This is a genomic window from Halobacterium salinarum DSM 3754 (assembly GCF_008124605.1).
GTDB lineage: Archaea > Halobacteriota > Halobacteria > Halobacteriales > Halobacteriaceae > Halobacterium > Halobacterium salinarum.
In genome coordinates, this window is sequence record NZ_VRYN01000001.1 from 89,427 (window position 1) to 112,457 (window position 23,031).

The window sequence follows — 23,031 nt, forward strand, 5'->3', positions numbered from 1 at the left end:
TTCTACCGTGTCAACGTCGTTTGATCTGTTCGGGACGCTCGTGGACGCGCCGCGGCCCGAAGCCCCGGCGACCGCGGTCGCGGACGCGCTCGCCGCCGCCGGCGTCCGGGTGCCCGACGACTGGACGGCGGCGTACCGGCAGCCACACGCCGACCACGCGCCGGGCATGGAGCGGTCGCTGTCCGCGCACGTCGCCGACGCCCTCGAAAGCCGGGGGGTTGAGGCGCCCTCGGACACGGTCCGGGCGGCCACGCTTGCCGCCTTCGAGACGCCCGTCCAGCGTCGCCCCGGCGCGGCCGCCGCGGTCGAGGCGGCCGCCGAGCGCGGCCCGGTGGCGGTGCTCTCGAACTGCAGTGTCCCCGGCCTCGCCGAGCGCGCGCTCTCCCAGGCCGGCCTCGCCGACCGCTTCGACGCCGTCGTGACGAGCGTGGGCTGTGGCTGGCGGAAACCCCACGCCAACGCCTTCCAGGCGGTCGCCGACGCGCTGGATGCGCCGCCGGAAACGCTGGTGCACATCGGCGACGACCCAGAGGCTGACGGCGGCATCACCGCAGTGGGCGGGCGGGCGGTGTTGCTCACCGAAACCCCACTCCAGGCCGTGCCCGCTGCCCTCGACGACGCATGACCGCGGCGGCCGTGGGAGCGGTCGCCGTGGGGGTCGCCCTCGACGCCGCGATCGCGGAGCCGCCGGCCGGCTGCCACCCCGTGGCGTGGTTCGGGCGCGCTGTCGGTGTCGTCGACCGACCGTGGACGCGGCCGCTGGCCGTGGGCGCGCTCGCCGCGATCGCGTTGCCGCTTGCCGCCGCCGCCACTGTCTGGGCGGCAGTCACGGTGGCGACCTGGGGAAGCGCACTGGCGGGCGCGGTCGTGGCCGGGCTCGTGGTGTTCGTGACGACCAGCCGGCGCATGCTGCTGGCGGAGGCAAGCGGCGTCATCGCCGCCACGAGAACCGAGAACAGCCTCGACGCCGCCAGACGCCGGCTGCGCGCGCTCGCGGGCCGCGATCCCGACGCGCTGTCGGCCGGCGAGCTGCGCAGCGCGGCCGTCGAGAGCACCGCCGAAAACCTGGCTGACGGCCTGGTCGCGCCGCTGGCGGCGTTCGCCGTGGGCGCGGCGGTCGTGTCGCTGCCCGTGGGCGCGGCCGCCGCGGCGTGGGTGAAAGCCGTGAACACGCTCGACTCCATGCTCGGCTACCGGTCGAAGCGCGTGGGCACCGCGAGCGCGCGCCTCGACGACGCCGTGATGTGGGTGCCGGCGCGGCTGGCCGCGGTTCTGATCGCGGCCACCGCCCGCGCCCCCGCTGCGGTGTCCCGGGCCGCCGCCGACGCCGGCGCTCCCCCGTCGCCCAACTCCGGGTGGCCGATGGCGACGCTGGCGGCGGTCCTGGACTGCCGGCTGGTGAAACCCGGGGTGTACGAGCTCCGCGAGGCCGCCGCGCTCCCCGGACTGGCAGAGAGCCGGCGCGGCGTCCGCGTGGTGAGCACTGCGGGCGGCCTCGCGTACGCGCTCACTGCGGCGGTCGTCTACGCCGGAGGTGGCGGGCTGTGAGAGACGCCCTCCTGGGTGCGGTGAGCTTCCTCACGCGGCTGCCCGTGGCGTACAGCGAACCCCGCTGGGAGGCGTTCATCACCGCCCCGTGGGCGTTCCCGCTGGCGGGCTACGTCGTCGGCGCGCTCCTCGCCGTGCCGATGCTGGCGGGCGGCGTCCCCCACGGAACGGTCGCGTTCGCGTACCTCGCCGTGGTGTTCGCGGTCACCGGCATCAACCACCTCGACGGCGTCGCGGACGCCGGTGACGCGGCGGTGGTGCACGGCGACCCCGCCGACCGTCGCACGGTGCTGAAGGACACGACGACCGGCGTGGGCGCCATCGCCGCGGTGGTCGTGGTCGTCGCCGGCCTGGTGACCGGCAGCCTGGGTGTGGCTGCCCTCCCAACGTGGACCGCCGTGGGGGTCGTCGTCGCGACCGAGGTGGGCGCGAAAACCAGCATGGCGGCGGTGGCGTGTCTCGCGCACGCCCCACACGACGGGCTGGGCTCGCAGTTCACCGGGAACGCGACGCCCGGCGCGCTGCCAGCGGTCGCGGGTGTCGCGCTCCCGGTGGCCCTGGCGTCCGTGCCGTCGCCGGCCGCGGCCGGCGCGCTGGCGGGCGCGGTCGGCGCGGGCGCGCTGACGCGGCGCTGGCTCACGGGACTGCTGGGCGGAGCGAACGGCGACGTGTTCGGCGCGGTCAACGAGGTCAGTCGCGTGGTCGGACTCCACGCGGGGGTGGTCGTGTGGACGCTGTGATGATGTGTGGCGGGCGCGGCACCAGGCTGGACGCCGCCGCCGAGAAGCCGCTGTTCGAGGTCGGCGGGCGCGCGATGGTCGATCACGTCCGGGCGGCGCTCGAAGCCGCCGGCCGGATCGACACCACCCACGCCGCCGTGTCGCCGCACGCGCCCGACACCGCAGCCCACCTCGCGGCCACGCCGCTGTCGCTCATCGAGACGCCGGGCGACGGCTACGTGGCGGACCTCACGGCGGCACTGGATGCGGTCGGGACGCCCGTGCTGACGGTCGCCGCCGACCTCCCACTGCTGGCCCCCGCCGTCGTGGATACCGTGGTCGCCGCCGCCGACGGCGCGACGACGAGCGCGTGCGTCCCGCGAGCGCTGAAACACGAACTCGGCGTGAGTACTGACGCCGACGCCGACGCGTGGGTGCCCACCGGCGTCAACGTCGTCGGCGGGGGCGACACCGAGGCCACCCACCGGAGCTTCGACGCGCGCCTCGCGGTGAACGTGAACCACCGATCCGACGCCGCGGTGGCGGCGCGGCTGCTCGCGGCCACCGACCGCAGGAATCACCCCCGGTGAGCCCGTGACACACGACAATGCACCCTGACGCCGTCCGCGACGCCGGCCGGGTTGCCCACGGCGGCAGCGACGACCCCGACGTGCTCGACTTCAGCGCGAACACCACCCCGCGGACGCCCCCCGGCACCCGAGCGGCGTACGCCGCCGCGCTCGACGACGCCGCCCGCTACCCCGACGACGACTACCCCGCGTTCCGGGCGGCCGCCGCCGACCACGTTGACTGCGCCCGGGACACCGTCGTGCAGACGCCGGGCGGTCTCGCCGGCATCCGGCTGGCCATCGAAACCCGTGTCACGCCCGGCGACACCGTGCTCGTGCCGGCCCCGAGCTTCAGCGAGTACGCCCGCGAGGTCGAACTGCAGGGCGCAACGCCCGTCTTCGTGCCACACGACGCCCTCCTCGACGCCGACCCCAGCGAGCACACGCTGGCGATCGCGTGCACCCCCAACAACCCCACCGGCGACCGCTACGACGACGACGCATTGCGCGCGTTCGCCGCGCGCTGCCGGGCCGCAAACACCGAACTGCTGGTCGACGAGGCGTTCCTGGGGTTCACCGACGCCCCCTCGATCGCCGGGACCCCGGGGGTCGTGGTCGCGCGCTCGCTCACCAAGCTGTTCGGGCTGCCCGGGCTGCGCGCGGGGTTCCTGGTGGCCGTCGGCGACCGCCTGACGACCCTCCGCACGGCGCGCCGGACGTGGAACCTCGGCGCGCCCGCCGCGGCCGTGGGTGCCCACGCGATGCGCCAGTCCGAGTTCGTCGCCGAAACCCGGCGGCACGTCGCCAGCGAACGGGCGCGCATGCGGGCCGCTCTGTCCGACGCCTTCGACGTGCATCCGTCGAGTGCGCCGTTCCTCCTGCTCGATGTCGGTCCGCGGCCCGTCGACGCCGTCATGGCCGCCGCCAGCGCCGAGGGCATCAGGCTCCGGGACGCCACCACGTTCCGAGGGCTCGACAGCCACGTGCGGGTCGCCGTCCGCACCCCCGACGAGAACGACCGCCTCTTGGCGGCGCTGGCGGATGTTTGAGACGACGCTGCACGACGGCGTGCTCGAACTCGCCGCCCCGGGCGCGCGGTGGCTCTCGACCGGCTGGAACGGCGGCGACACGCGCGCGGACCGCGCGTACAGCATCACCGTGCCCGACGACTGGGCCCCCGACAGCACCCATGAGTACGTCACCGACCGCCTCGCAGCCGCGGGCTTCGCGCCCCGCGACGACGCCCCCGTGTTGCTCACCGGCGTCGCACAGGAGCACGCGCGCATCGCGCGCTGCGGCCCGGTCGCGGTCGCGGCGACCGCCGGCCTCTCGAACCCCGCCGCGCTCCCGATGGACCCCGACGGCGGCACCCTCCCGGACGCCAAGCGCGCACCGCCGGGCACGGTGAACCTCGTCGCCGCGACGACCCGGGCGCTCGACGACGCCGCGCTCTCGAACCTCGTCGCGGTCGCGGCAGAAGCAAAAGCCGCGACGCTGCTCGCCACCGCCGGGTTCCCCGGCACGACCAGCGACGCCGTGGTTGTGGCCTGCGACCCTGGCGGCGAAACCGCGCCGTACTCCGGGAGTGCAACGCCCGTGGGGGCTGCCACCCGAGCCTGCGTCCGGGAGGCCGTGCGCGCCAGCCTCGACAGCCGCGACGCTGCCAGCCCCGACTCGGTGGAATCGGCCGCGCACGGCACGACGACGGACGTGCAGGCGGCCGTGTTTCGGCCGTAATAATACGCCGAGCGTAGTCAACAAACGTACAAATATATAATTAATACAATTGTATATGAGTCAGGATTATATTAAGTCTTCCTGGTCGTTCATCGAGATGTTATTTCGGTCTGGAGACTGGTTCAGCAGGTCAGAGATGATCATATCTTTTCGCGCTTCCAGGAACTCGCCAACGTTTTCGATCTCATAAAGCTCGTTGGACTCTGGGATCCGATGGCGTTGCATATAGTCATCGGAGCGCGTCGGCAGCCATTCAGCAGGAGGTTTATCAGATTTTTTCCGGTTAGGCCTTTCCCTAATCAGTTGTAGGTTTGCAGGGTTATCTCGGAGCTTTTCAATTTTACTAGCCTCTTCTCGCGACATCCCGACCTCATCGACGAGATAATCACTCTTTAATTTTGACTTCGGGAATATATGATCTACCTCAAAGCTATAATTCTCGTTAGCCACGTTGGGGAAGTAAAGGAGAGAAAGTACGACACGGAGGACACGGTTACTCTTAGAGCTGTCATTGAACCACCTCTCTATATTTTCACGGTCGAAACCCATCGACTTATTATAATTATTCAAAGTACTCTCGATCTCATTGAGCGGGAATTCATTTGCAGGTGATTCCCTCAACGCTTTCCTCACACCTCGAATCGTCTGGATTGTTCCACCAGTTGTGAGTTCACCGTTGGTTACGATTGAGCACATCCAGTAGAGGATTTTCTGCCTATTCTCCTTACCATGTTTTGACTCGTACGAGATAGTAGGGTTACCATTGGAATAAAAATAGTATATAACCGGTAATAGAGAGATTTTACTGCGGATGTGGCTAGTCGTAAACCCATAACTTTTCATCAAGTCCAAAGTACGGAAAAGAGATTTTTCAAACTCCGGACTCATCCAAGCATCTTTCATTTTAGACAGAGTACTCTTAGTGAAATTAGACAGAGAGAATGAGAGACTGGAGACCTCTCCAGTCAACATCAAAGCTCGAAGAACAAAATTAGAGTCAAATTCTACGGTCCCTCTTGATTCGTGCTTGTTTAGTTTATCAACAAGAGCCTGAATTTCTTCTCTTGCCACAATACTGTTAGTTTGATCCTCGCGACTCCAATGGGCTGTAGCAATTGAAAGTAGTATATCAGATTTCTTTAACTGCGTGCCGCCTTCATTAGCCCTCAAAAATATATCAAGCACTTTTTCTTGACTTTCTTCTTCTCCCTCAAAGTACGAAATTACCTCTTTATCATGTATTGAATTATATAAATTGTTAATGTTTTTGCTCACTGGCCCCCGTGCCGTTTCTTCATTTATTTCATCCATTTCTTCTATTTCGCTTATTAGTTTCTCACTTTCTTCAGTGAAATCAGTCACGTCCAAAATGTTTTGCACTTTATACCAGTACTCTCCTTTAGAATGTTGTGGATTTGGAGTCTTAAACTCAAACTGGTATCTTCTCTCGTTCACTTCCTCGTTAGTGGGCGACAAAACGTTCAAGTACAGCTGCTTCTTTTCCCAGGATTCTGTGCGACTTCGCCGTTTGTTGTGCTTTTTTGTGGTTAATGTCCCTTTGAGTCCTATAAAAAACGAGGTGAGGCGTTGCTGCCCATCTAAAACCAGGTTGATACGGTTAGGAGATCCATTGATGTCGTCTCTATACCTCTTATTATGATATCTGACATCTTCTAGCTCGTCCGGATGTATTGGATCTACGATGTAGTTTTTGACAAACTCATACTTTATTCTATCCTTAGCATAATCTCCTTTTACTCTCCAAAAGAGGAACGATCCAATGGGATATCCGCGTAGTACAGAATCAAATAGATCTAGAATTTGGTTTTTGTCCCACACAAACTCCCTCTGTATCGCAGGCATTAAGTAATTATAATTTACGTCGTTAACAATGCTAGCGATTGTTGTCGACTGGTACCCCATCAGCTAGGACTCCCTCCGATCTCTCTGTTGCACTGAGTGCAAGGCTTGGACGTAGCAACTATGTAGTTAATTCCGGTTCTACTGCTGGAAACCTTCATTGAGTAGGCTAGGTTGCAACGCAGGATAATAAATAGTTCTATGTGATGCAGGTGTTATATCGTGCTCAGTGAATCTATTCACGCTTATTCAGCGTTTACCGAGGTATAAGTACCACTTGTAATTACAAGATAGCCCACGGCGTCAGCGACGTCTGAATCGCGCCACGCTAGTGCGGTCCACAGCGTGGTTCTCCGTTCGGAACGGCGAGCAGGCGCTCGAAGCGTCCTATCCGAACAGTATTCCCGATCAGCCGGACGGGTGCCCACTGGTAGGGAGACTCGTCGGTGTTCTCTTTGGTCCCAATAATCTCGTCTTCATCGCCCGCTCGATCGCCAGTGAACGGGTCGGACTCGGGAACGTCGATAGCAACGATGCCAGCCCGGTAGAACTCCTCAGTCTCCGAAACCTGACCTAAGAGTCGACGTGCGGCCTGTCGGTACATCTCGCGTATCTGCTGGATGGGGAGGTCGCGGAGATGTTCGTGATGCGCGTGGCCGAGTAGTATTTGATCTGACCCAGTTTGCCCCAATCATCAAAAATAGAGGGTGAATAACTCCCTATATATTTATTTTAACTACTATTCGGTTTTTTACTTTATTAGTGGTATTAATATTGGTGTGTGGGCCGGAAAATCTGTGCCGCCTGATATAGATATGTAACGAAGAGCTGGACAATAGGATGCAGGTGGTCTGAGGTCCTATATGGGGGCATTCAGGCATTGTCCAGTGTCCTCCCCAGTCTGACGTGCTGATTCGGCAGTCCGTCCTGAACTACCTCGAAGGCATTACTTCAGTGAATCCATCCCAGAAGAGTGCGGTGGGCGGTATATCACAAGCAGGCCACCAGCCATGGCCTGCTCAAGTGTCCCCGTCAATGAATTACGGATGATTCCCCCATCATCCGAAAGTATTTATCATATTGTAGATTATTTCAGCATATGCGTCCGCGAATCGTTCTTATAGCCGCTCTGGTCGTTAGTAGCATAGCCCTTGCCGGCTGTTCTGGGACGCAGAGTGGAACACCAACAGCGAGTACGGCACCCACTACATCTCCAACGGTCACCTCAACTACAACAACAGCGGAAGACACGACATCCACGAGTAAAGAACCCCAACAAGGTGACAATCTGTTGTCGACCAGTAAGGTGGGTGAATCGACTGCAAAACGAGTCAATGAGAGTAACAGGGAGATCTTCTCCGAGCTAAACGAGAGCCAACAGCGCGTCTTTCTGAAGTCGTACAACTGCTCTTGTAACGCGGAACAGGATGTATTCGAGTTCCAGGACAAAGACCGGACGAAGTACGTGAAGTACAACGAGGAATGGTACTATCTCCGTGTCGCGATTGTCTAACTGATATGGGCTAGATGAGTGAAGTCGGGAAGCGAGGAGGCCGTGGCGAGAATTGCTTTCAGAGATCTACACCGAAGATGACTTTCGCTTGTCTTCTAAGACGCGTCGGCCTCTCCAGGAGTTACTTCATGTGGCCTTAGTGATAATTATACTGACATTACGTCGCCAGACGCAACTATTTCTTCAGGTAGAGGTATGCCTTCACCCACAGAAAGTAAATTATCCAATCAGCTTATGTTATCATCACTAGACATCGATATCTTCCGCAACTCAGGCAGGCATCCCTGGGTCAGTGTCGATTGACCTCTCAGGTTGTGCAAGTGATCCCCGGTGTGGATTCGTCCGCTCGATCACGCTGGGAGTTGAGACTACAGTGGGTATAGCGGGCCTGTGATGCGTAGTATCGGCCGTATCGTCGAGCAGTATCTGCTTCAGATTGCGCGCTAAACCGGCGTTCTTGTTTGGTGCGTAACTAATTCAGGAGAGTTTTGAGACTCCGGATAGTGCTGCCAGATAGGTCCCGGGCGACTACGACCAGAGAGTTCCGATAGGATCCGATCTCTGTCTCCTTCTCCACCAGCGTCAGCGTGTTCTCAGCCGTCACGATCGACGAGTGTTCATACGCACCGGTCGACTCCACCTGTACGAGCAAATCAGCGGCCCGCCAGATCGAGTACGAGAGACACGCGAACCCGAAGTAGAAGAACCGCAGGCCGAAGTGTTTCGGCGTTGTGGCGGCCATGAACCGTTTGATGGGCTTGTAGCCGCTATCTGCTTCCCACCGGGAGCCGTACCCAGTGAGGTGTCGTCTTCGTCTGTCCGTCGCTGATCTCTTTGGGATTCCCCGAACCTACGCACGCCATACACACTGAGATGACCGGCCTCAACTACGGAGCCCACTCTATCTGTATCGTGATTTGTGGTTTATGCTGTTGGCTACCGCGTGCGTGCGGGCCGGCCAACAGCGAGGTACACGGCCGCTGAATCAGTACGTTCAATTGCGTGGGTTCGCCACCCAACAGTATGGCCACTGAACTCGACCACCACTGCCCGAACTGCGAGGCCGAACGCGCGTTCTACCGGACCGCAGCGATGAACGTCCACCTCGGCCTGAAGACGAAATGGTCGTGTCCGGACTGCGAATACGGGTTCATCCGGATCGCCGCCGACGACGACATCTCGACGGCGACAGCGTAGCTCGCCGCCGACACTGCTTACTCGGGGGGCACTGCGGCCGCCTGTTCGCCGAGGCGGTGAACGGCCCCAACGACGAACAGCGTGATCACCAGCAACGCGACCGCCAGCGGAACGACGGCGTCGATGCCGTCGCTGCGGAACGCGATCCAGATGCGGATCGGCACGGTCCGGGGGGTGGTCGCGACCATCATCGTCGCGCCGAACTCGCCGAGTGCGCGCGCGAACGTCAGCACGATCCCGGCGAGGATGGCGGGCCGGGCCAGCGGGATCGACACCGTCCAGAACGTCGCAAGCGGGCCGCGGCCAAGCGACCGGGCGGCGTCCTCGAAGCGCGGGTCGACGCCGTCGAACCCCGAGCGCGCGGCGACCACGAGGAACGGCGCGGCGACGAACGTCTGCGCGAGCACGACACCGATGGCGCTGTTCGTGAGCGGGACGCCGGCCGCGGCGGCCCACGCGCCCAGCGGGGTGAACCGCCCGACGACCGTGAGCAGCATCGTGCCGCCGACCAGCGGCGGCACCACGAGCGGGAGCACGACCAGGCCGTTCACGAGGCGCTTCCCGGGGAAGGTTGCGCGGGCGAGGGTGTACGCCAGCGGCACGCCGAACACGGTCGCCAAGACCGTGGCGGCCGTGGCGGTGGCCAGCGAGGTGCGGATGGCGGCGCGTGCATCGGGGGCCGTGAGCTGGCTGCCGATGTCGGCAGCGCCGGTGTGCGCGAGGAACGCGACGAACGGCACGACCAGGTACGCCACCAGCACCGCGCCGAGGGCGACGGGCAGCCAGTGGCGTCTGGTGGCTTCGCCGATGGGGGTGCCCGCGGTCATCGCTCAAGCGCGTCGGGGAGCGCGCCCTGATGGGTGGGGAGTGACTCGGGGACCGCCAGCCCGGCGTCGCGAACCATGTCGGGATTGGCTGCGAGGAATCGCACGAATGCGCGGCCGCCCGCGGTGTTCGATGCGTCGTTCAGCACGGTCGTCGCGTAGGTGATCGGGCGGCCGTGGATGCGGGTGCCATCGTCGGTCGTGTAGGTCGCGGACGCGTAATGGTCGGCGCGCTCCGGGGCGGCGAAGTTGTACGCGTCCGGGAAACCGAGAAACGGGAGGTCGTGGTCGAGGGCCATGTTCTCGTAGACGACCGCGGCGGCGTGGTTGCCGGTTTCGACGTCCGCCAGCAGCTGGGACTCGCTCGGTTTGGTGACCGTTGCGGGGTCGAGGTCCGCGCGCAGGTCCGGCGCGTCGTGGGCGGTGGCGGCGAGCGTGAACGCCATCAGCGTGCGGTACCCCAGCGGGTCGAGTGCGGGGTCGCTGACCGCGATGGTGTCGGGCGCGGCGTCCACGGCGGCCCGCCACCACGGCGTTCCCGCCGCGAGACGGCGGCCAAGCGGCGTCGAGGGCACGTAACAGATGCCCAGGCGGTTGGACGCGAACTCCAGGGCCCAGTCGGCGTGGGCGTCGAACAGCCGCGTTCGCAACAGCGTGGCGTCCGCGCTGATGGCGACATCGGGGTGTTTGGTGCCGTCGCTGATCAACTGCAGCAGGGTCGTCGAGCCGTGGTATTCGGGCCGGAGGGTGTGGTCGGTGGCGTCCTCGAAGGCCGGCCGGATGTGGTCCTCGATGGTGGATGTGAGGCTGCCCGCCGCCAACACGTGGATCGACGCGTCAGCGCCGGTGAGACAGCCCGCAGTGGTTCCGATGATCGCGCCGGCGGTCCCCAGGTACTGCCGCCGCGATACTGGTGCGGTGCCCGTCATGAACACAACTCGTTCTCATTGACCGATAAGGCTAACTCAACTGGTTTTGTTTGACCGCGTGTGCTCACAGCCGACGACACGGTGTTGACCGAGCGGCAGGTGGAGGTGCTCACGCTCCGCGAGCAGGGGGACACCCAACAGGAGATCGCGGACCGACTCGGCACCACGGACGCGAACATCAGCGCCATCGAGCGCGCCGCCCGCACGAACATCGAGCAGGCGCGCCGGACCCTCCGGCTTGCGGACACACTGCAGGCACCGATCCAGTTCACGGTGCCGGCCGGCGAGCGCTTCGACGCGCTGGTGGAGGCCGTCTACGCGCACGGTGACGAGGCCGACCTGAAGATCGCGCACTGTCGGCCCGAGCTGTATCTCTCGTTGTACGAGACGCTGGGCGACCACACGACGAAAAACCAGCTCGAAGCCCCGATCACAGTGGGGCTGACGGCCGACGGCGATGTGTCGGTGCACGTCGGGGACACACCGCAGTGAGCGCCGCCGGTTAGTCCAGGTCGTGCCAGGACAACCGCGGGTTGCGGGCGGCGGCCGTCTGGTCGATGCGGCGCGCAGTCGTGCGACTGGGCGCGTCCGCAAGCGCCGCGTCGTCGTCGCCGGCGACAGCGTTGAACGCGTCCGCGAGGTCATCGAGCGTGCGTTTGCTCTCGGTCTCGGTTGGCTCGGTCATCAGCGCCTCCGCGACGAGCTCGGGCCACTTCGTCGTCGGCGGATGGACCCCGTAGTCGAGCATGCGCTTGGCGACGTCGGCGGCGTCCTGGTCGCCCGCGCTCGCGACGAACTCGTGGTGGAACGGCCCCAGCGGGATCTCGTAGTCGAGTTGGTCGGCGAGGTAGTTCGCGTTCAGCACGGCCTTCGCGGAGGCGTCGGCGAGCCCGCTGTCCCCCAGGCGGTCGATGTACGCGAACGCCTTCACGAGCACCGGCCAGTTGCCCTGGAACCCGTGGACCTTCCCGATTGATCGCGGGGGCGTGTACAGCTCGTAGTCGCCGCCCGCGGACTGCCTGACGTGTGGGTCCGGGAGGAACCCCGCGAGCTCGTCGGTAACGCCCACAGGCCCCGCCCCCGGCCCGCCGCCGCCGTGGGGGGTGGCGAACGTCTTGTGGACGTTGAAATGCATGATGTCGAAGCCCATGTCGCCGGGGCGTGCGCGCCCCAGCAGGGCGTTCAGGTTCGCGCCGTCGTAGTACAGCAGCCCGCCGGCGTCGTGGACCATCTCCGCGATGGGTTCGATGTCGCGCTCGAACAGTCCCAGCGTGTTCGGGTTCGTCAACATCAACGCGGCGGTGTTCTCCCCGAGCGCGGCTTCGAGCGCGTCGAGGTCGACGCGGCCGTCGTCGCCGGACGGCAATTCGATGACGTCGTAGCCGCCGAGCGCGGCCGACGCGAAGTTCGTGCCGTGTGCGGCGTCCGGGACGATGACCTCGTTGCGGTGGCCGCCGTCGGTGGCCTCGTGGTAGGCCTCCGCGATCAGGATGCCGGTGAACTCGCCGGCAGCCCCGGCCGGCGGCTGGAGGGTGACCGCATCCATGCCGCCGATGCGCCCGAGGTAGTCCTGGAGGTCGTGCATGACGGCCAGCGTGCCCTGGAGGGCGGTCTCCGAGCGATCCGGATGAACCGCGGCCGCGGGGAGCGCGGCGGCGTCCTCGGTGAACCGGGGGTTGTACTTCATCGTGCAGGAGCCGAGCGGATAGGGGCCGGAGTCGACGCCGTAGTTCTGCTGGCTCAGCCGGACGTAGTGGCGGGCCAGCTCGGGCTCCTCAAGCGACGGCAACTCGACGGTGTCCCGGGTCAGGTCGTCGGGCAGCGAGGGGTCGACCGAGACGGTGGTCTGGTCGTTCTCGCTGAGCAGCGGCTCGTTCGTCTCCCCCTCGGCGGGCGCGTAGCGGGCCTGTTCGTAGTGCTCCATCACTCACTCACCTCCCGGACCGCAGCAACGAACGCGTCGGTCGCGTGCTCGTTGGCGTCCGTAACACACACCTGGATGGTGTGGTCGTCGACGGCGTGGACCCCGAACCCCTCGGCCTCAAGCGCGCTGGCGACGGCGGGCGCGGGTTGTTCGGTGCGGGCCTGGAACTCCCGGATGTGGTGGCGGTCGTCGTGGACCGGCGCCGTCACCCCCGAAACGTCGTCGAGGCGCGCGGCGAGATCACGGGGCAACTCGACCATGCGCTCGGCGAGGTCGACGAGCCCGTCGGCACCCAGCCACGCCGCGTGGATCGCGGCCCGGAGCGCGACCCACGCCTGGTTCGTGCAGATGTTCGACGTGGCGCGCTCCTTGCGGATGTGTTGCTCGCGGGTCTGGAGCGTGAGGGTGAACGCCCGCGTGCCGGCGTCGTCCTCGCTGGCACCGACGAGCCGGCCGGGGACCTGCCGGAGGAACTCCTTGCGGGTGGCGAACACACCCAACCCGGTGCCGTAGCTCGTGGGCATCCCGAGCACGCTGGCGTCGCCGACGACGACGTCCGCGCCCACGTCGACCGGCCGCTGCAGGATCGACATCGCGACCGGGTCCGAGCCCAGACAGAACAGCGCGTCGTGGCTGTCCGCGAGGTCGCCGACGGCGCACAGCTGCTCCTCGACGGTGCCACACGTCGTCGGGTTCTCGGCGTACACCATCACGACGTCGGCGTCCATCGCCGCCTCGAGTGCGTCGAGATCAACGTTGCCGGCGTCGGTGGCGTACCGTTCGACCACCACGTCCGACCCGCTCGTGTAGTTCCGGAGCACGTCGACGTGGCTGTCCCGGACGAAGCCGGGAACGAGGACGCGGTTGCCGTCGGCGGCGCGCACGCGCTTGGCGAGCAGCGCGGCCTCGGCGAGCGCGGTCGCCGCGTCGTACATCGAGCAGTTCGCAACCCCCAGTCCGGTGAGCTCAACCAGGAGGCTCTGGTACTCGAACAACACCTGGAGGAACCCCTGTGTGATCTCGGGCTGGTACTGGGTGTAGGAGGTGATGAACTCCGAGCGCTGGGAGACGCTGTCCACCAGCGACGGCACGTAGTGTTCGTAGTGGCCGCGCCCGAGGAACTCCGTGAGGTCGTCGTTGTCCGACAGCCGCCGCCTGACACCGCGAAGCGCTGCCTGCTCGGATTTCGCGTCGATGCCGAACTCGCCGTCGAAGCTCACTTCCGGGGGGATGTCGAACAGCTCGTCGACCCTGTCGACGCCGACCGCGTCGAGCATCGCGTCGGTGTCCGCCTCGCTTGGGGACGCGTACGGGCTGCCGCTCATCGTTGGGTCCGTTGCCTCCCGGCCGCGACGCCGACGGTTCCGATGGCTCTCATGAGCCGACGTTACGACCCTGTGGTAAAGATTCCCCCGGTTCCGGAACGTCGCACCCCGCGAAAATATGCAAGTACATGCATACTTGGCTGCGGTGAGGGGCGGCTGTACACAAACACGCGGTGTAGTGGACTGTTCCGTGGGCGCGCGACGCCCAGTCTCGTGGCGGCCGGCAGCGATGCCGACGCGATCACCGCCGGCGCCGAAGCCGGCTGGACTGTGTGCCCGCCGTCACGCGATCTGTGCGCGGTAGTCGTCGGAGTCAAGCGTCGCTTCGAGGTCGTCGCTGTCGAAGTCGATCTCGACCAGCCAGCCGTCGCCGAAGGGGGCCTCGTTGACCAACTCCGGCTCGTTCGTCAGGGCGTCGTTGACCGCCGTCACCTCGCCCGAAACGGGCGCGTACAGGTCCGAAACCGCCTTGATAGACTCGACGACGCCGAGCTCGTCGTGCTGGTCGAGCGCGTCGCCGACGCTCGGCAGCTCCACGAACACGACATCGCCGAGTTCGTCTTGGGCGAACTCGCTGATGCCGACGCGGCCGGTCGCAGGGTCGATCCATTCGTGTGATTCGAGATACTGCAGGTCGTCAGGAACGTCGAAGCTCATTGGTCGAGGAAGGGTGGTGTCGTGATGGTTGCTTGCTTGTCGGTGCCACGGATCCGCACCGCAACAGTCGTGCCGTCGGCGGCGTGCGCGCTGTCGACGTATCCGAGCCCGATGGGCTCGCCCAGGGTGGGACTCATCGTCCCGCTGGTGACGGTTCCGATCTCGTCCCCAGCAGGGGTCGTGACGGCGTAGCCGTGCCGCGGGACGCCACGCTCGTCCAGTGTCAGCCCCACGAACTGCTGTTCGGGGCTGTCCGTGTCGGCGAGCGCGTCCCGCCCGACGAACCCCGACTCCGGCGCGACGGCGAAGCCGATGCCCGCCTCGAACGGCGTCCGCGGGTTCTCCTCGGGGTCGAAGTCCTGCCCGGACAGCAGGAAGCCATGCTCCATGCGGAGGGTGTCCCGCGCGCCGAGCCCGCAGGGCTGGCAGTCGTTCGCGATGGCGTCCCAGACCGCGCCCGCGCCGTCGGCCGGGAACACGATCTCGACGCCCGCTTCGCCCGTGTAGCCGGTGTTCGCCACGAGGCACTCGACGCCCGCGACGCCGACGGTCGCGGCCTCGAAGCGTCCGAGGTCGTGGACGCCATCGCCGGCGCGCGCCGCGACCAGGTCGGGCGCGTCCGGCCCCTGGACGGCCACCATTCCGTAGTCCGTGGTGACGTTGTCGACGGACGCGTCGAGGTCGTGGGCGTCCCGGTGGTCGGTCCACCGGTCGAACGCCGCCGCGTCGTGGCCGGCGTTGGGTACGAACAGGAACGCGCCGGGCCAGTCGGCGGGGGTGCGATAGACCACGGTGTCGTCGATCATGATGCCGTCATCGTCGGTGATGGCGGCGTACTGTGCGTCCCCGGGGTCGAGACGCGACACGTCGTTCGTGGTCAGTCGCTGCATCAGTCGTTCGGCGTCCGGCCCGGACACCTCGATCTCGCCCATGTGCGAGACGTCGAAGATGCCCGCGGCCTCCCGAACCGCGGCGTGCTCCGCCTGGATCCCGTCGAAGTCGACGGGCATGTTCCAGCCGCCGAACTCCGTGAAGGAGGCGCCGCGGTCCTCGTGTCGGCCGTGCAGCGGCGACGTTCGAAGACCCATACGTGGCCCGTCGCGTCCCGGGAAGTAAGGCTTTCGTAAACAGGTGTGCTGGTGCGTCCCCCGCGATGGCATAAACCACTGGACGCGATACGAAACGGCGGCGTGTCGGCGTTCACGATGTCGAGCGCCGCCCGCTGTGGCGGTGGCTACGAGAGGTCGTTGAGCAGCGACGCGAACTCGTCGGCGGACGGGATCAGGTAGAACGTCACTGGAGTCTCGGTGAGCGCCGGGAGCTCCACCCCGAGGTTGACCATGATCAAAAGCGGCTGCTCGGTGCCGGACGGGCGGAGGGTGTCGGCGATCACCGGCCCGGAGTCGTGGTATACAGTCGGGGGTCCGTGGATGATCTCGATCCCCAGGGAGTTCGCGATCCCGTCGAGGAACCCCGACGCCAGGATGTTCATCAGCTCTTTGAGCGCGCTCTCCTGCATGTTCGAGAGGGTCCCGGCGATCTCCGTGCCGGTCATCTGTTCGGCGAGTGCCGCACCGCCCGTGTCACCGAGGTTCAGGCAGAACACGCCGTGCGGGCGGGATTCGAGGGGAACCGAGGCGGCGTACGTTTGGGCTGTGCCGAGGTGTTGCCCGAGGTCTTCGGGTGCGAGAAAGGTCAGCCCAGTGACCGAGACGGCGGCCTCAACACCGGCCAGTTGTTCGATGTGTCCGCGAACGGTCGCCGCGCTTGCGTCCGCCAGCTCGTTGATGTCACGGAACGCACGCAGCTCGATCGTGGCACTCATACGCACGCAAGTTGGCGATGCCGAAACTTATATTGCCGGTTGCCGCCAGCCGGAGTCCGACACCGAACGGGAGAGCGGGGTCGTTCCGGCACGCTCTTGGCCGGGGACCGCCCAGCGGGCGTATGGACCGACTGCGGGAGCTGCGTGCGGATCGTGAAACGCCCGGCGGGGTGGCGCTGTTCGTCGACGGCCCGAACGTGTTGCGCGACGAGTTCGACGTGGACTTAGACGACGTCCGGGAGATCGCCGGCGAAGTCGGCCCGCTGGCCGTGACGCGGCTCTACCTCGACGAGCACGCGACGCCGCCGCTCATCCAGGCCGGGGAAGCCCGAGGGTACGACGTGCGCGTGACCAGCGGCGACGTGGACGTGAAACTCGCGGTGGACGCGACGGAGCTGGTGCTCGACGACGGCGTGGACGTGCTGGCCGTTGCCTCCCGGGACACCGACTTCAAACCGGTCTTCGAGCAGGCCGAGCGCCGCGGGGTGCGCACGCTCGCCATCGCCCCGGGCGAGCACGGCCGGTCGGACGCCCTCCGAAACGCGGCGACGGACGCAGTCGTGCTCGGCGGCGACGAGTAGGCGGGCGCACAGGCGTCGCCGGCTCAGATGTCGATGTCGATGCCGCCGTCGGAGTCGTGCTCGGTCATGGGGAGCGCGCCGGCGATGATGCTCGTGAACGCGTCGAGGCCGCGGGTCTGGTACCAGACGGAGCCGCCGCCGGTGAACTCCATTACGAGCCCTTCGCCGCTGAGCAGCGTCGACTTCAGGCCGCCGACGCGGCGGGCGTCGAAGTCCACGGACTCCTCCCAGGCGACGACGTGTTCGTTGTCTACGACGTAGGACTCGCCGGGGTCGAGGTCGACCCGCTCGATGCCGCCGAACGCCTCAAGGAACACCGTGCCGGTGCCCGAGAGCGCCAGCGGTGTGATGCTTGCGCCCGCGAGCAGCGACTTCAGGCCGCCGAACTCGGAGGCCACGTCGAGGCTGGGGTCGGACGCGAGGAACGCACCGTCGACGGCGTACAGCGTCTCACCGTCGAGGTCGTGCTGCGCGATGTCGCCGGGTTTCGGCGGTGCGAGTGTGACCCGGCCGGCCTCGTGGTCGGCGGCGAACTCGTTGGCGAACGCCGACTCGCCGCCGAGCATGGACTTCGCGGAACTGAGGAGGCCGTCACGGGTGGTCGACGTGTCGATGCTGACGCCCGCGGAATGGCTCACCATCGCCCCGGGTTCGGCGAGGATGGATTCGCCGGGATCGAGGTCGACGACGAGGTGCGCGTACGACGGACGGTGGGTGATGTCGACGTGCATACTGGGAGTCCACCTCGACGTTCCGGGGCATCGGGGTTAAGCGTTGGCCGCGGCCTTACAGCGTGCAGCGGCCCGGCGACGACCCGGGACGGACAGCCTTTCGGGGGGCAGGCGCGAACCGCCGTGCATGAGCGAGTTCGACCAGCCGGTGCTCGACGACCACCTCCACCTCGACGCCGAGAACCAGGGGCTCGACGCGGTCCGTGACTTCGCGCGGGCCGGCGGCACGCACCTGCTCGTCGTGAACAAACCCTCCTGGCACCTCGGCGTCGAGCCCGACACCGGCGCGGACTTCCGGCCGGTATTCGAGGAGACAGCGCGCCTCGTCGAGGCGGCCCGCGAGATCCTGGACGGGGAGGCGTGGCCGGTGCTCGGCGTGCATCCCGGGCTGGTCTCCCGGCTGGTCGAGGAGCGCGGGTTCTCTCCCGGGGAGGCCCGGGACCTCATGTGTGCGGGCATCGACGCGGCCGCCGCGGTCGCCAGCGAGGGGCGGGCGGTCGCGCTGAAGTCGGGGCGCCCACACTACGACGTCAGCAGCGCCGTCTGGGAGGCGTCGAACGCGGTGATCCGACACGCCTGCGAGCGCGCGGCGGACGTGGGCGTCTCGCTGCAGTTGCACACCGAGTCCACCGACGACCTGACCGCGGTCGGCGAGTGGGCTTCGGCGGCCGGGCTCGCACCCGAGGCGGTCGTGAAACACTACGCGAGTGGCCGGCTGTCGGGCTGCACGCCCAGCGTGATGTGCGACAAGGAGTACCTCCAGGACGCCGTTGGGTCGGGCGAGCGGTTCTTGATGGAGACGGATTTCATCGACGACGCCGACCGGCCGGGCGCGGTGATGGGGCCGAAGACGGTGCCGCGGCGCGTGCGGTGGCTCCTCGAATCCGGCCACGAGGACGCCGTTCGGCGCGCGCACGTCGAAACACCGGCGGCGGTCTACGGCATCGACACCGAGGCCACCCTAGATGGGTGACTGGGGCGTGTGAGCACACGCTGGCTGCGCGGTGAAGGAAAGGCCTTTGTCTCGCGCGGCCACCCGTTCGGGTATGAGTGCCCCCGAAGAGGAGTTCTACTCCGAAGAACGCTGGCAGAACTGGCTGGATCGGCTCCGCGAGGAGGAGCTGGATCCCGAAGACGAGGATTCCGCGCGGCTGTTGTTGAACCTCCAGGACGACGTGGCGATCGCCGCCGCGAAGATCCTGAACGCGTACGACAGCGAGGCCGTCAGCGAGTCCGAAGCGGTGGACGAGCTCGCGGACATTCGGGACGTCGTGCTCGCGGAGCCCGCGTTCGACGACGAGGACAAGCTGATGTTGGTCGATGGCGTCCAGACGAGTCTGGTCGCGGTGTTCTACAGCGCCGAGCAGTACGTCGCGGACGGTGTCGCCGACGACGCACCGGTCATGGAGTACGTGCGGGCGGCCGTCGAGGCGGAAGCCGAGGAGGACCTCGACCGCGCGCTCGGACTGGTGGCCGCCGGCGGGACGCGCGTCATCGACGGTGACGAACTCGACATGGCGGTGCTGGAGGAGGTCGAGTACGGGCTGGTCACCGAGTGGGTGAACGGCCTCGACAGCCTGCAGAGCGCGCTCTCGGACCCCGAAGTCATCGAGGACGAGGAGAGCGGGGAGTGAGCGAGTAGCCGCCGCGTTTATATCCGTCGCTGTCCGATGTCGTCGAACAGTGCGATTCAGGGACGACACGCGTGGGGTGACGGTGCAAGTGGGGGCTGTGTTGCTGTTTGCCACCATCATTATCGCGCTTGCGGTCTATCAGGCGACGGTCGTCCCAGCGCAGAACGCGGACGTGGAGTACAAACACAGCCAGCAGGTCCAGGACGACCTCGTGCAGTTGCGGAACTCCGTGTTGGGGACCGCGTCCGCTGGCGACGCGCGCCCGGTGTCGGTCACGCTGGGGACGACGTATCCGTCTCGCGTGTTCAGCATCAACCCGCCGTCGCCGGCGGGGCGGCTGGCGACCGAGACGTACGCCGACGGCACCATCCGCGTGTCGAACGTCGCGGCGACGAACGCCGAAACCCGGGATTACCTGAACGGAACGTGGACCGCGACGACCAAGTACATCTCGTACACGCCGGGGTACAACGAGTTCCAGACGGCACCGACGACGCGGTACACGGCGACGCTGCTTGCTGATTACTACGCCGACGAGGGGTCGTCGGTGTTGCAGACCGATCAGGTGTTGGTTCGCGGGGACACGATCACGCTGGTGTCGGTGGCTGGGTCGTTGGACACCGCGCAGGCCGGGGCGGTGGCTGTCAGCCCGGCGGCCGTGAGCGCGCCCCACAAGCGCGTGCAGGTGGAGCCGAAAGACGCTGCCCAGCCGGTGACGGTGTCGGTGCCGACGACGGTGTCAGCGGCGACGCTGCGGTCCCAGACCGGGCTCGGCGGCCGGAGCGGGGTTTCGGTTGTGGACGCCGGGCCGAACCGGGTGAACATCACGCTCGAAACCGGCGGGCCGTACACGCTGCAGACCGCGCGCGTCGGGGTTGGCGAGACGCCGCCCAGTCCGGGGCCGCGGTATTTGACGCTGGTGGGCAACGACAGCGACCAAGTCACCGTGGCGGCGCGGGACGCGTTCAACAACCCGGTCGCGGGGGCGTCGGTGGTGAGTCGGTCCGGGCGGGTGACCAAGGCCGTGCAGACGACCGGCGAGGACGGGCGCGCGACGTTTGCGTTGCGGGACGACGGCCGACCGGTGACGGGAGGCGGCGAGCGGGTCAGCTTCGAGCTGGTGAACGCCTCGGGGACGACCGCCGAGCGGTTCGTGAACGTGACCGTCGACCAGGAGACGATCGTCTCCGGCGACGGCGGGGGGGATCTGGTTCGCGTCGGCGGGTCGACCGTCTTTGATATGAACGACGACGGGGTGACTGGGGGGTTCAATTTCACGGTGCGAAACGAGTTCAGCGACGCGGTGACGATCACCGACGTGTCCGTGCTGCCCGAGGACGGGTCGATCGACTTGCTCTCCGACGATGTCGGATCGGAGGGCCGGCGGGCGAGTGAGCTGTACGTCGAGGCCGAGGACGGGAATCAGACGTTTGTCGACGTGCAGACAACGGGCAGCGAGTACGCGTACCTGGGACCGCGAGGCATGACACTGTCGACGGAGCGAAGCCGCGAGGAGCAAGGGCGGGAGGAGAGTGGAGTTGGGTTAGACCCAGTGCCGTTGACCACGGCCGTTGGCGGCTCGGTCGACGTGTCACCAGGGGAGGAGGCGACCGTCGAGATCGGGGAGTTCTACAGGCCCGTCAGCGGCCCTATAATTAGCGATCCCGTCGACATCACTGATGAAGACGTTCGCGTGCTGGTGAGCTACCGGCGCGGCTCGACGAGCGGGAGCCGGGAGTTCGCCGTGACAGGGGATTACAAGCCGTCCGGAGAGAACTTCCCCGAGGTGACGATTACCGACGTGTCCAGGGGTTTCGGACAGGTCAATGTGGAGGGGACTGCGAACGCGAACGGCGATAGTGACTTGTCGACGATATCGGGGGAGATTGTTTATGCCAGTGGCCTGGTCCGTGGGGAGACGAAGTCTGCGGCTGGCGAGTCAGTCGCAGAGCAGTTCACGATCCCGGGGTTCGGGCCACGGGTTGTGGCGGTGCGGATGACTGTGACGGATGCGGACGGGAACACCGCCCGCGACGTGTATTTCCCCTGACACTAGCGTTCGACTATCGTCGAACAAGCCATCGACAAACCCATAAGGTATTCTCGAGTACGCCCGCTCATGACAAGCGTCGGCATCGACGCCATCGAGATCCACACGGGGAAGCTGAAACTCGACCTCGCGGAGACGTTCGCCCCCGAGATGGGCGACGATCCCGAGAAATACACGAAGGGCCTGGGGCTGCACGCGTCGTCGTTCCCGGACGCCTACGAGGACATCGTGACCATGGGCGCGAACGCCGCGCACCGACTGCTGGAGCGCAAGGGCCTCGAACCCGCCGACGTCGGCCGCATCGACGTGGCCACGGAGTCCGCGTTCGACAACTCCAAGCCGGTGTCGACGTACATCGCGGGCTGCCTCGAACAGGTGTACGACGGCGACTTCCATCACGCCAACAAGGGCGAGCGCAAGTTCGCGTGCATCGCTGGCACCCAGAGCCTCGACGACGCCGTGAACTGGATCCTCGCCGGGCGCAACCGCGGCCGGGGCGCGCTCGTCATCGCCACCGACACCGCGCTGTACGCCCGGGACTCCTCGGGCGAAGCCACGCAGGGCGCGGGCGCGGTCGCGATGTGGATCACCGAGGACCCCGACATCGTGGAGCTGTCGACCGAGCAGGGCTACGGCTCCGCCGACGAAACCGACTTCCTGAAGCCCAACCAGCAGTTCCCGAGCGTCGACGGCAAGCGCTCGATGCAGGTCTACCTCGCGCGGATGCGCGAATCCCTCCAGGATTTCGAACGCGCGACGGGCGCGTCACACCCCGACGACTACGCGTTCATCCCGTTCCACACGCCGTTCCCGGGGATGGTGCGGAAGGCCGCCGTCCTGGGCTACCGCCACATGATCCGTGGCACCGACATCGAGGAGGAACTCGCCGCCGACATCGGCCGCCAGCCCCGCCGCGAGCGCTTCGACTCCGACGACGCCTTCGAGGACGCGATCAGCGAGTACGTCGACGGGCTCACTGACACCGACGCCTACCGCGAGTGGTACGACGCGGCCATCCAGCCGACGCTGTCGATCTCCAGCCAGGTCGGAAACTGGTACACCGGCTCCGTGCATCTCGCGCGGTTCAGCGCGCTCAAACACGCCGCCGAGAACGGCATCGACCTCGCGGGCAAGCGCCTCCTGGTGGCGTCGTATGGCTCCGGCGCACAAGCCGAGATCCACAGCGAAACCGTCCAGGACGGCTTCACGGAGGCCGTCGCGGCGTCGACGATTGACGAGCAGATCGAGCAGCGCTACGACATCAGCTTCGCCGAATACGAGCAGGTCCACGACCGCCACAACCACGAGAAAAGCGTGGAGCTTGAGCCGTTCACGCAGCCCGACGCCGAGTTCGTCTTCGACGGCTGGGGGCCGATGAACGAGCGCAAGTACACGTACGTCGAGTGAG

Annotated in this window: 23 protein-coding genes and 2 pseudogenes; 14 read left to right on the forward strand and 11 right to left on the reverse strand. The window is 66.0% G+C overall.

Translation table 11 applies throughout. The features are described from left to right. The first annotated feature begins 7 nt into the window (after window positions 1–7). Genes APQ99_RS00430 through cbiZ form a run of 6 tightly spaced genes read left to right on the forward strand, consistent with a single transcriptional unit; the run spans window position 8 to window position 4,573 of the window. Window positions 8–625 (forward strand): HAD family hydrolase, encoded by a 618-nt coding sequence (locus APQ99_RS00430; RefSeq protein WP_049892512.1) that lies wholly within the window; start codon window positions 8–10, stop codon window positions 623–625. Continuing rightward, window positions 622–1,548, forward strand: a complete 927-nt coding sequence (locus tag APQ99_RS00435; RefSeq protein ID WP_010903152.1) for a CobD/CbiB family cobalamin biosynthesis protein — start codon at window positions 622–624, stop codon at window positions 1,546–1,548. The genes APQ99_RS00430 and APQ99_RS00435 overlap by 4 nt, the downstream gene beginning before the upstream one ends. Next, a complete protein-coding gene (cobS, locus tag APQ99_RS00440; RefSeq protein WP_012289358.1) occupies window positions 1,545–2,288 on the forward strand; it encodes an adenosylcobinamide-GDP ribazoletransferase in 744 nt (247 codons plus the stop codon). The genes APQ99_RS00435 and cobS overlap by 4 nt, the downstream gene beginning before the upstream one ends. Next, window positions 2,288–2,857, forward strand: coding sequence for an NTP transferase domain-containing protein (locus APQ99_RS00445; RefSeq protein WP_010903154.1), 570 nt, complete (start codon window positions 2,288–2,290; stop codon window positions 2,855–2,857). The genes cobS and APQ99_RS00445 overlap by 1 nt, the downstream gene beginning before the upstream one ends. A gap of 17 nt (window positions 2,858–2,874) precedes the next feature. After that, window positions 2,875–3,885, forward strand: coding sequence for a threonine-phosphate decarboxylase CobD (gene cobD / locus APQ99_RS00450; RefSeq protein ID WP_010903155.1), 1,011 nt, complete (start codon window positions 2,875–2,877; stop codon window positions 3,883–3,885). Then, a complete protein-coding gene (cbiZ, locus tag APQ99_RS00455) occupies window positions 3,878–4,573 on the forward strand; it encodes an adenosylcobinamide amidohydrolase CbiZ (RefSeq protein WP_010903156.1) in 696 nt (231 codons plus the stop codon). Before cobD ends, cbiZ begins: the two co-directional genes overlap by 8 nt. Window positions 4,574–4,639: 66 nt before the next feature. Here cbiZ and APQ99_RS00460 read toward each other — a convergent pair whose 3' ends face one another. Together APQ99_RS00460 and APQ99_RS12720 are read right to left on the reverse strand one after the other, a co-directional pair. Further along, window positions 4,640–6,496, reverse strand: a complete 1,857-nt coding sequence (locus tag APQ99_RS00460; RefSeq protein ID WP_136361500.1) for a DUF262 domain-containing protein — start codon at window positions 6,494–6,496, stop codon at window positions 4,640–4,642. 325 nt (window positions 6,497–6,821) lie between these two features. Continuing rightward, window positions 6,822–7,094: pseudogene (locus APQ99_RS12720) on the reverse strand (transposase); the annotation flags it as partial. A 438-nt stretch (window positions 7,095–7,532) separates the two neighbouring features. On the opposite strand from APQ99_RS12720, the gene APQ99_RS00470 reads away from it, so the two are divergent. Next, window positions 7,533–7,946: a hypothetical protein gene (locus APQ99_RS00470; RefSeq protein ID WP_010903159.1), complete on the forward strand. Its 414-nt coding sequence runs from the start codon at window positions 7,533–7,535 to the stop codon at window positions 7,944–7,946. Between the two features lie 553 nt (window positions 7,947–8,499). Here APQ99_RS00470 and APQ99_RS00475 read toward each other — a convergent pair. Then, a pseudogene (locus tag APQ99_RS00475) lies at window positions 8,500–8,751 on the reverse strand (transposase); the annotation flags it as partial. 218 nt (window positions 8,752–8,969) lie between these two features. Between APQ99_RS00475 and APQ99_RS12470 the strand changes: the two are divergent. Beyond that, window positions 8,970–9,143: a DUF7838 family putative zinc beta-ribbon protein gene (locus tag APQ99_RS12470; RefSeq protein ID WP_010903161.1), complete on the forward strand. Its 174-nt coding sequence runs from the start codon at window positions 8,970–8,972 to the stop codon at window positions 9,141–9,143. A 17-nt stretch (window positions 9,144–9,160) separates the two neighbouring features. Here the strand turns inward: APQ99_RS12470 and APQ99_RS00480 are convergent, their stop codons facing one another. Next, on the reverse strand, window positions 9,161–9,970 hold the full coding sequence (locus APQ99_RS00480; RefSeq protein WP_010903162.1) for an ABC transporter permease: 810 nt from the start codon (window positions 9,968–9,970) through the stop codon (window positions 9,161–9,163). Next, window positions 9,967–10,896, reverse strand: a complete 930-nt coding sequence (locus APQ99_RS00485) for an extracellular solute-binding protein (RefSeq protein WP_010903163.1) — start codon at window positions 10,894–10,896, stop codon at window positions 9,967–9,969. Before APQ99_RS00485 ends, APQ99_RS00480 begins: the two co-directional genes overlap by 4 nt. Window positions 10,897–10,956: 60 nt before the next feature. Between APQ99_RS00485 and APQ99_RS00490 the strand changes: the two genes are divergently transcribed. Beyond that, entirely contained in the window at window positions 10,957–11,388 is a 432-nt protein-coding gene (locus APQ99_RS00490) for a Tfx family DNA-binding protein (RefSeq protein ID WP_010903164.1), read from the forward strand. Between the two features lie 10 nt (window positions 11,389–11,398). On the opposite strand, the gene gcvPB is transcribed toward APQ99_RS00490, so the two are convergent. The 5 genes from gcvPB to APQ99_RS00515 all read right to left on the reverse strand — a co-directional run bounded on the left by gcvPB (window position 11,399) and on the right by APQ99_RS00515 (window position 16,627). Then, window positions 11,399–12,820 carry an aminomethyl-transferring glycine dehydrogenase subunit GcvPB gene (gene gcvPB, locus APQ99_RS00495; protein ID WP_010903165.1) on the reverse strand — a complete coding sequence of 474 codons (1,422 nt, stop codon included), beginning with the start codon at window positions 12,818–12,820 and terminating at the stop codon, window positions 11,399–11,401. Then, window positions 12,820–14,145 carry an aminomethyl-transferring glycine dehydrogenase subunit GcvPA gene (gcvPA, locus tag APQ99_RS00500; RefSeq protein ID WP_010903166.1) on the reverse strand — a complete coding sequence of 442 codons (1,326 nt, stop codon included), beginning with the start codon at window positions 14,143–14,145 and terminating at the stop codon, window positions 12,820–12,822. Before gcvPA ends, gcvPB begins: the two co-directional genes overlap by 1 nt. A 282-nt stretch (window positions 14,146–14,427) precedes the next feature. Next, on the reverse strand, window positions 14,428–14,802 hold the full coding sequence (gene gcvH, locus APQ99_RS00505) for a glycine cleavage system protein GcvH (protein WP_010903167.1): 375 nt from the start codon (window positions 14,800–14,802) through the stop codon (window positions 14,428–14,430). Then, on the reverse strand, window positions 14,799–15,890 hold the full coding sequence (gene gcvT / locus APQ99_RS00510; protein ID WP_010903168.1) for a glycine cleavage system aminomethyltransferase GcvT: 1,092 nt from the start codon (window positions 15,888–15,890) through the stop codon (window positions 14,799–14,801). Before gcvT ends, gcvH begins: the two co-directional genes overlap by 4 nt. A 146-nt stretch (window positions 15,891–16,036) precedes the next feature. Continuing rightward, the gene (locus APQ99_RS00515; protein ID WP_010903169.1) at window positions 16,037–16,627 is read right to left on the reverse strand and encodes a chemotaxis protein CheC; all 591 of its coding nucleotides are present in this window, start codon (window positions 16,625–16,627) and stop codon (window positions 16,037–16,039) included. A gap of 122 nt (window positions 16,628–16,749) precedes the next feature. Between APQ99_RS00515 and APQ99_RS00520 the strand changes: the two genes are divergently transcribed. Then, window positions 16,750–17,208 carry an NYN domain-containing protein gene (locus APQ99_RS00520; protein WP_012289360.1) on the forward strand — a complete coding sequence of 153 codons (459 nt, stop codon included), beginning with the start codon at window positions 16,750–16,752 and terminating at the stop codon, window positions 17,206–17,208. Window positions 17,209–17,231: 23 nt separating this feature from the next. Here the strand turns inward: APQ99_RS00520 and APQ99_RS00525 are convergent, their stop codons facing one another. Further along, a complete protein-coding gene (locus APQ99_RS00525; protein WP_010903171.1) occupies window positions 17,232–17,939 on the reverse strand; it encodes a TIGR00266 family protein in 708 nt (235 codons plus the stop codon). A gap of 127 nt (window positions 17,940–18,066) precedes the next feature. Between APQ99_RS00525 and APQ99_RS00530 the strand changes: the two genes are divergently transcribed. The 4 genes from APQ99_RS00530 to hmgB all read left to right on the forward strand — a co-directional run bounded on the left by APQ99_RS00530 (window position 18,067) and on the right by hmgB (window position 23,030). Further along, window positions 18,067–18,912 (forward strand): TatD family hydrolase, encoded by an 846-nt coding sequence (locus APQ99_RS00530; protein ID WP_010903172.1) that lies wholly within the window; start codon window positions 18,067–18,069, stop codon window positions 18,910–18,912. A 73-nt stretch (window positions 18,913–18,985) separates the two neighbouring features. Continuing rightward, entirely contained in the window at window positions 18,986–19,573 is a 588-nt protein-coding gene (locus APQ99_RS00535) for a DUF2150 family protein (RefSeq protein ID WP_010903173.1), read from the forward strand. A gap of 49 nt (window positions 19,574–19,622) precedes the next feature. Next, window positions 19,623–21,623 carry an Ig-like domain-containing protein gene (locus APQ99_RS00540; RefSeq protein WP_012289361.1) on the forward strand — a complete coding sequence of 667 codons (2,001 nt, stop codon included), beginning with the start codon at window positions 19,623–19,625 and terminating at the stop codon, window positions 21,621–21,623. A gap of 69 nt (window positions 21,624–21,692) precedes the next feature. Further along, window positions 21,693–23,030, forward strand: coding sequence for a hydroxymethylglutaryl-CoA synthase (hmgB, locus tag APQ99_RS00545; RefSeq protein WP_010903175.1), 1,338 nt, complete (start codon window positions 21,693–21,695; stop codon window positions 23,028–23,030). Window position 23,031 lies beyond the last annotated feature (1 nt).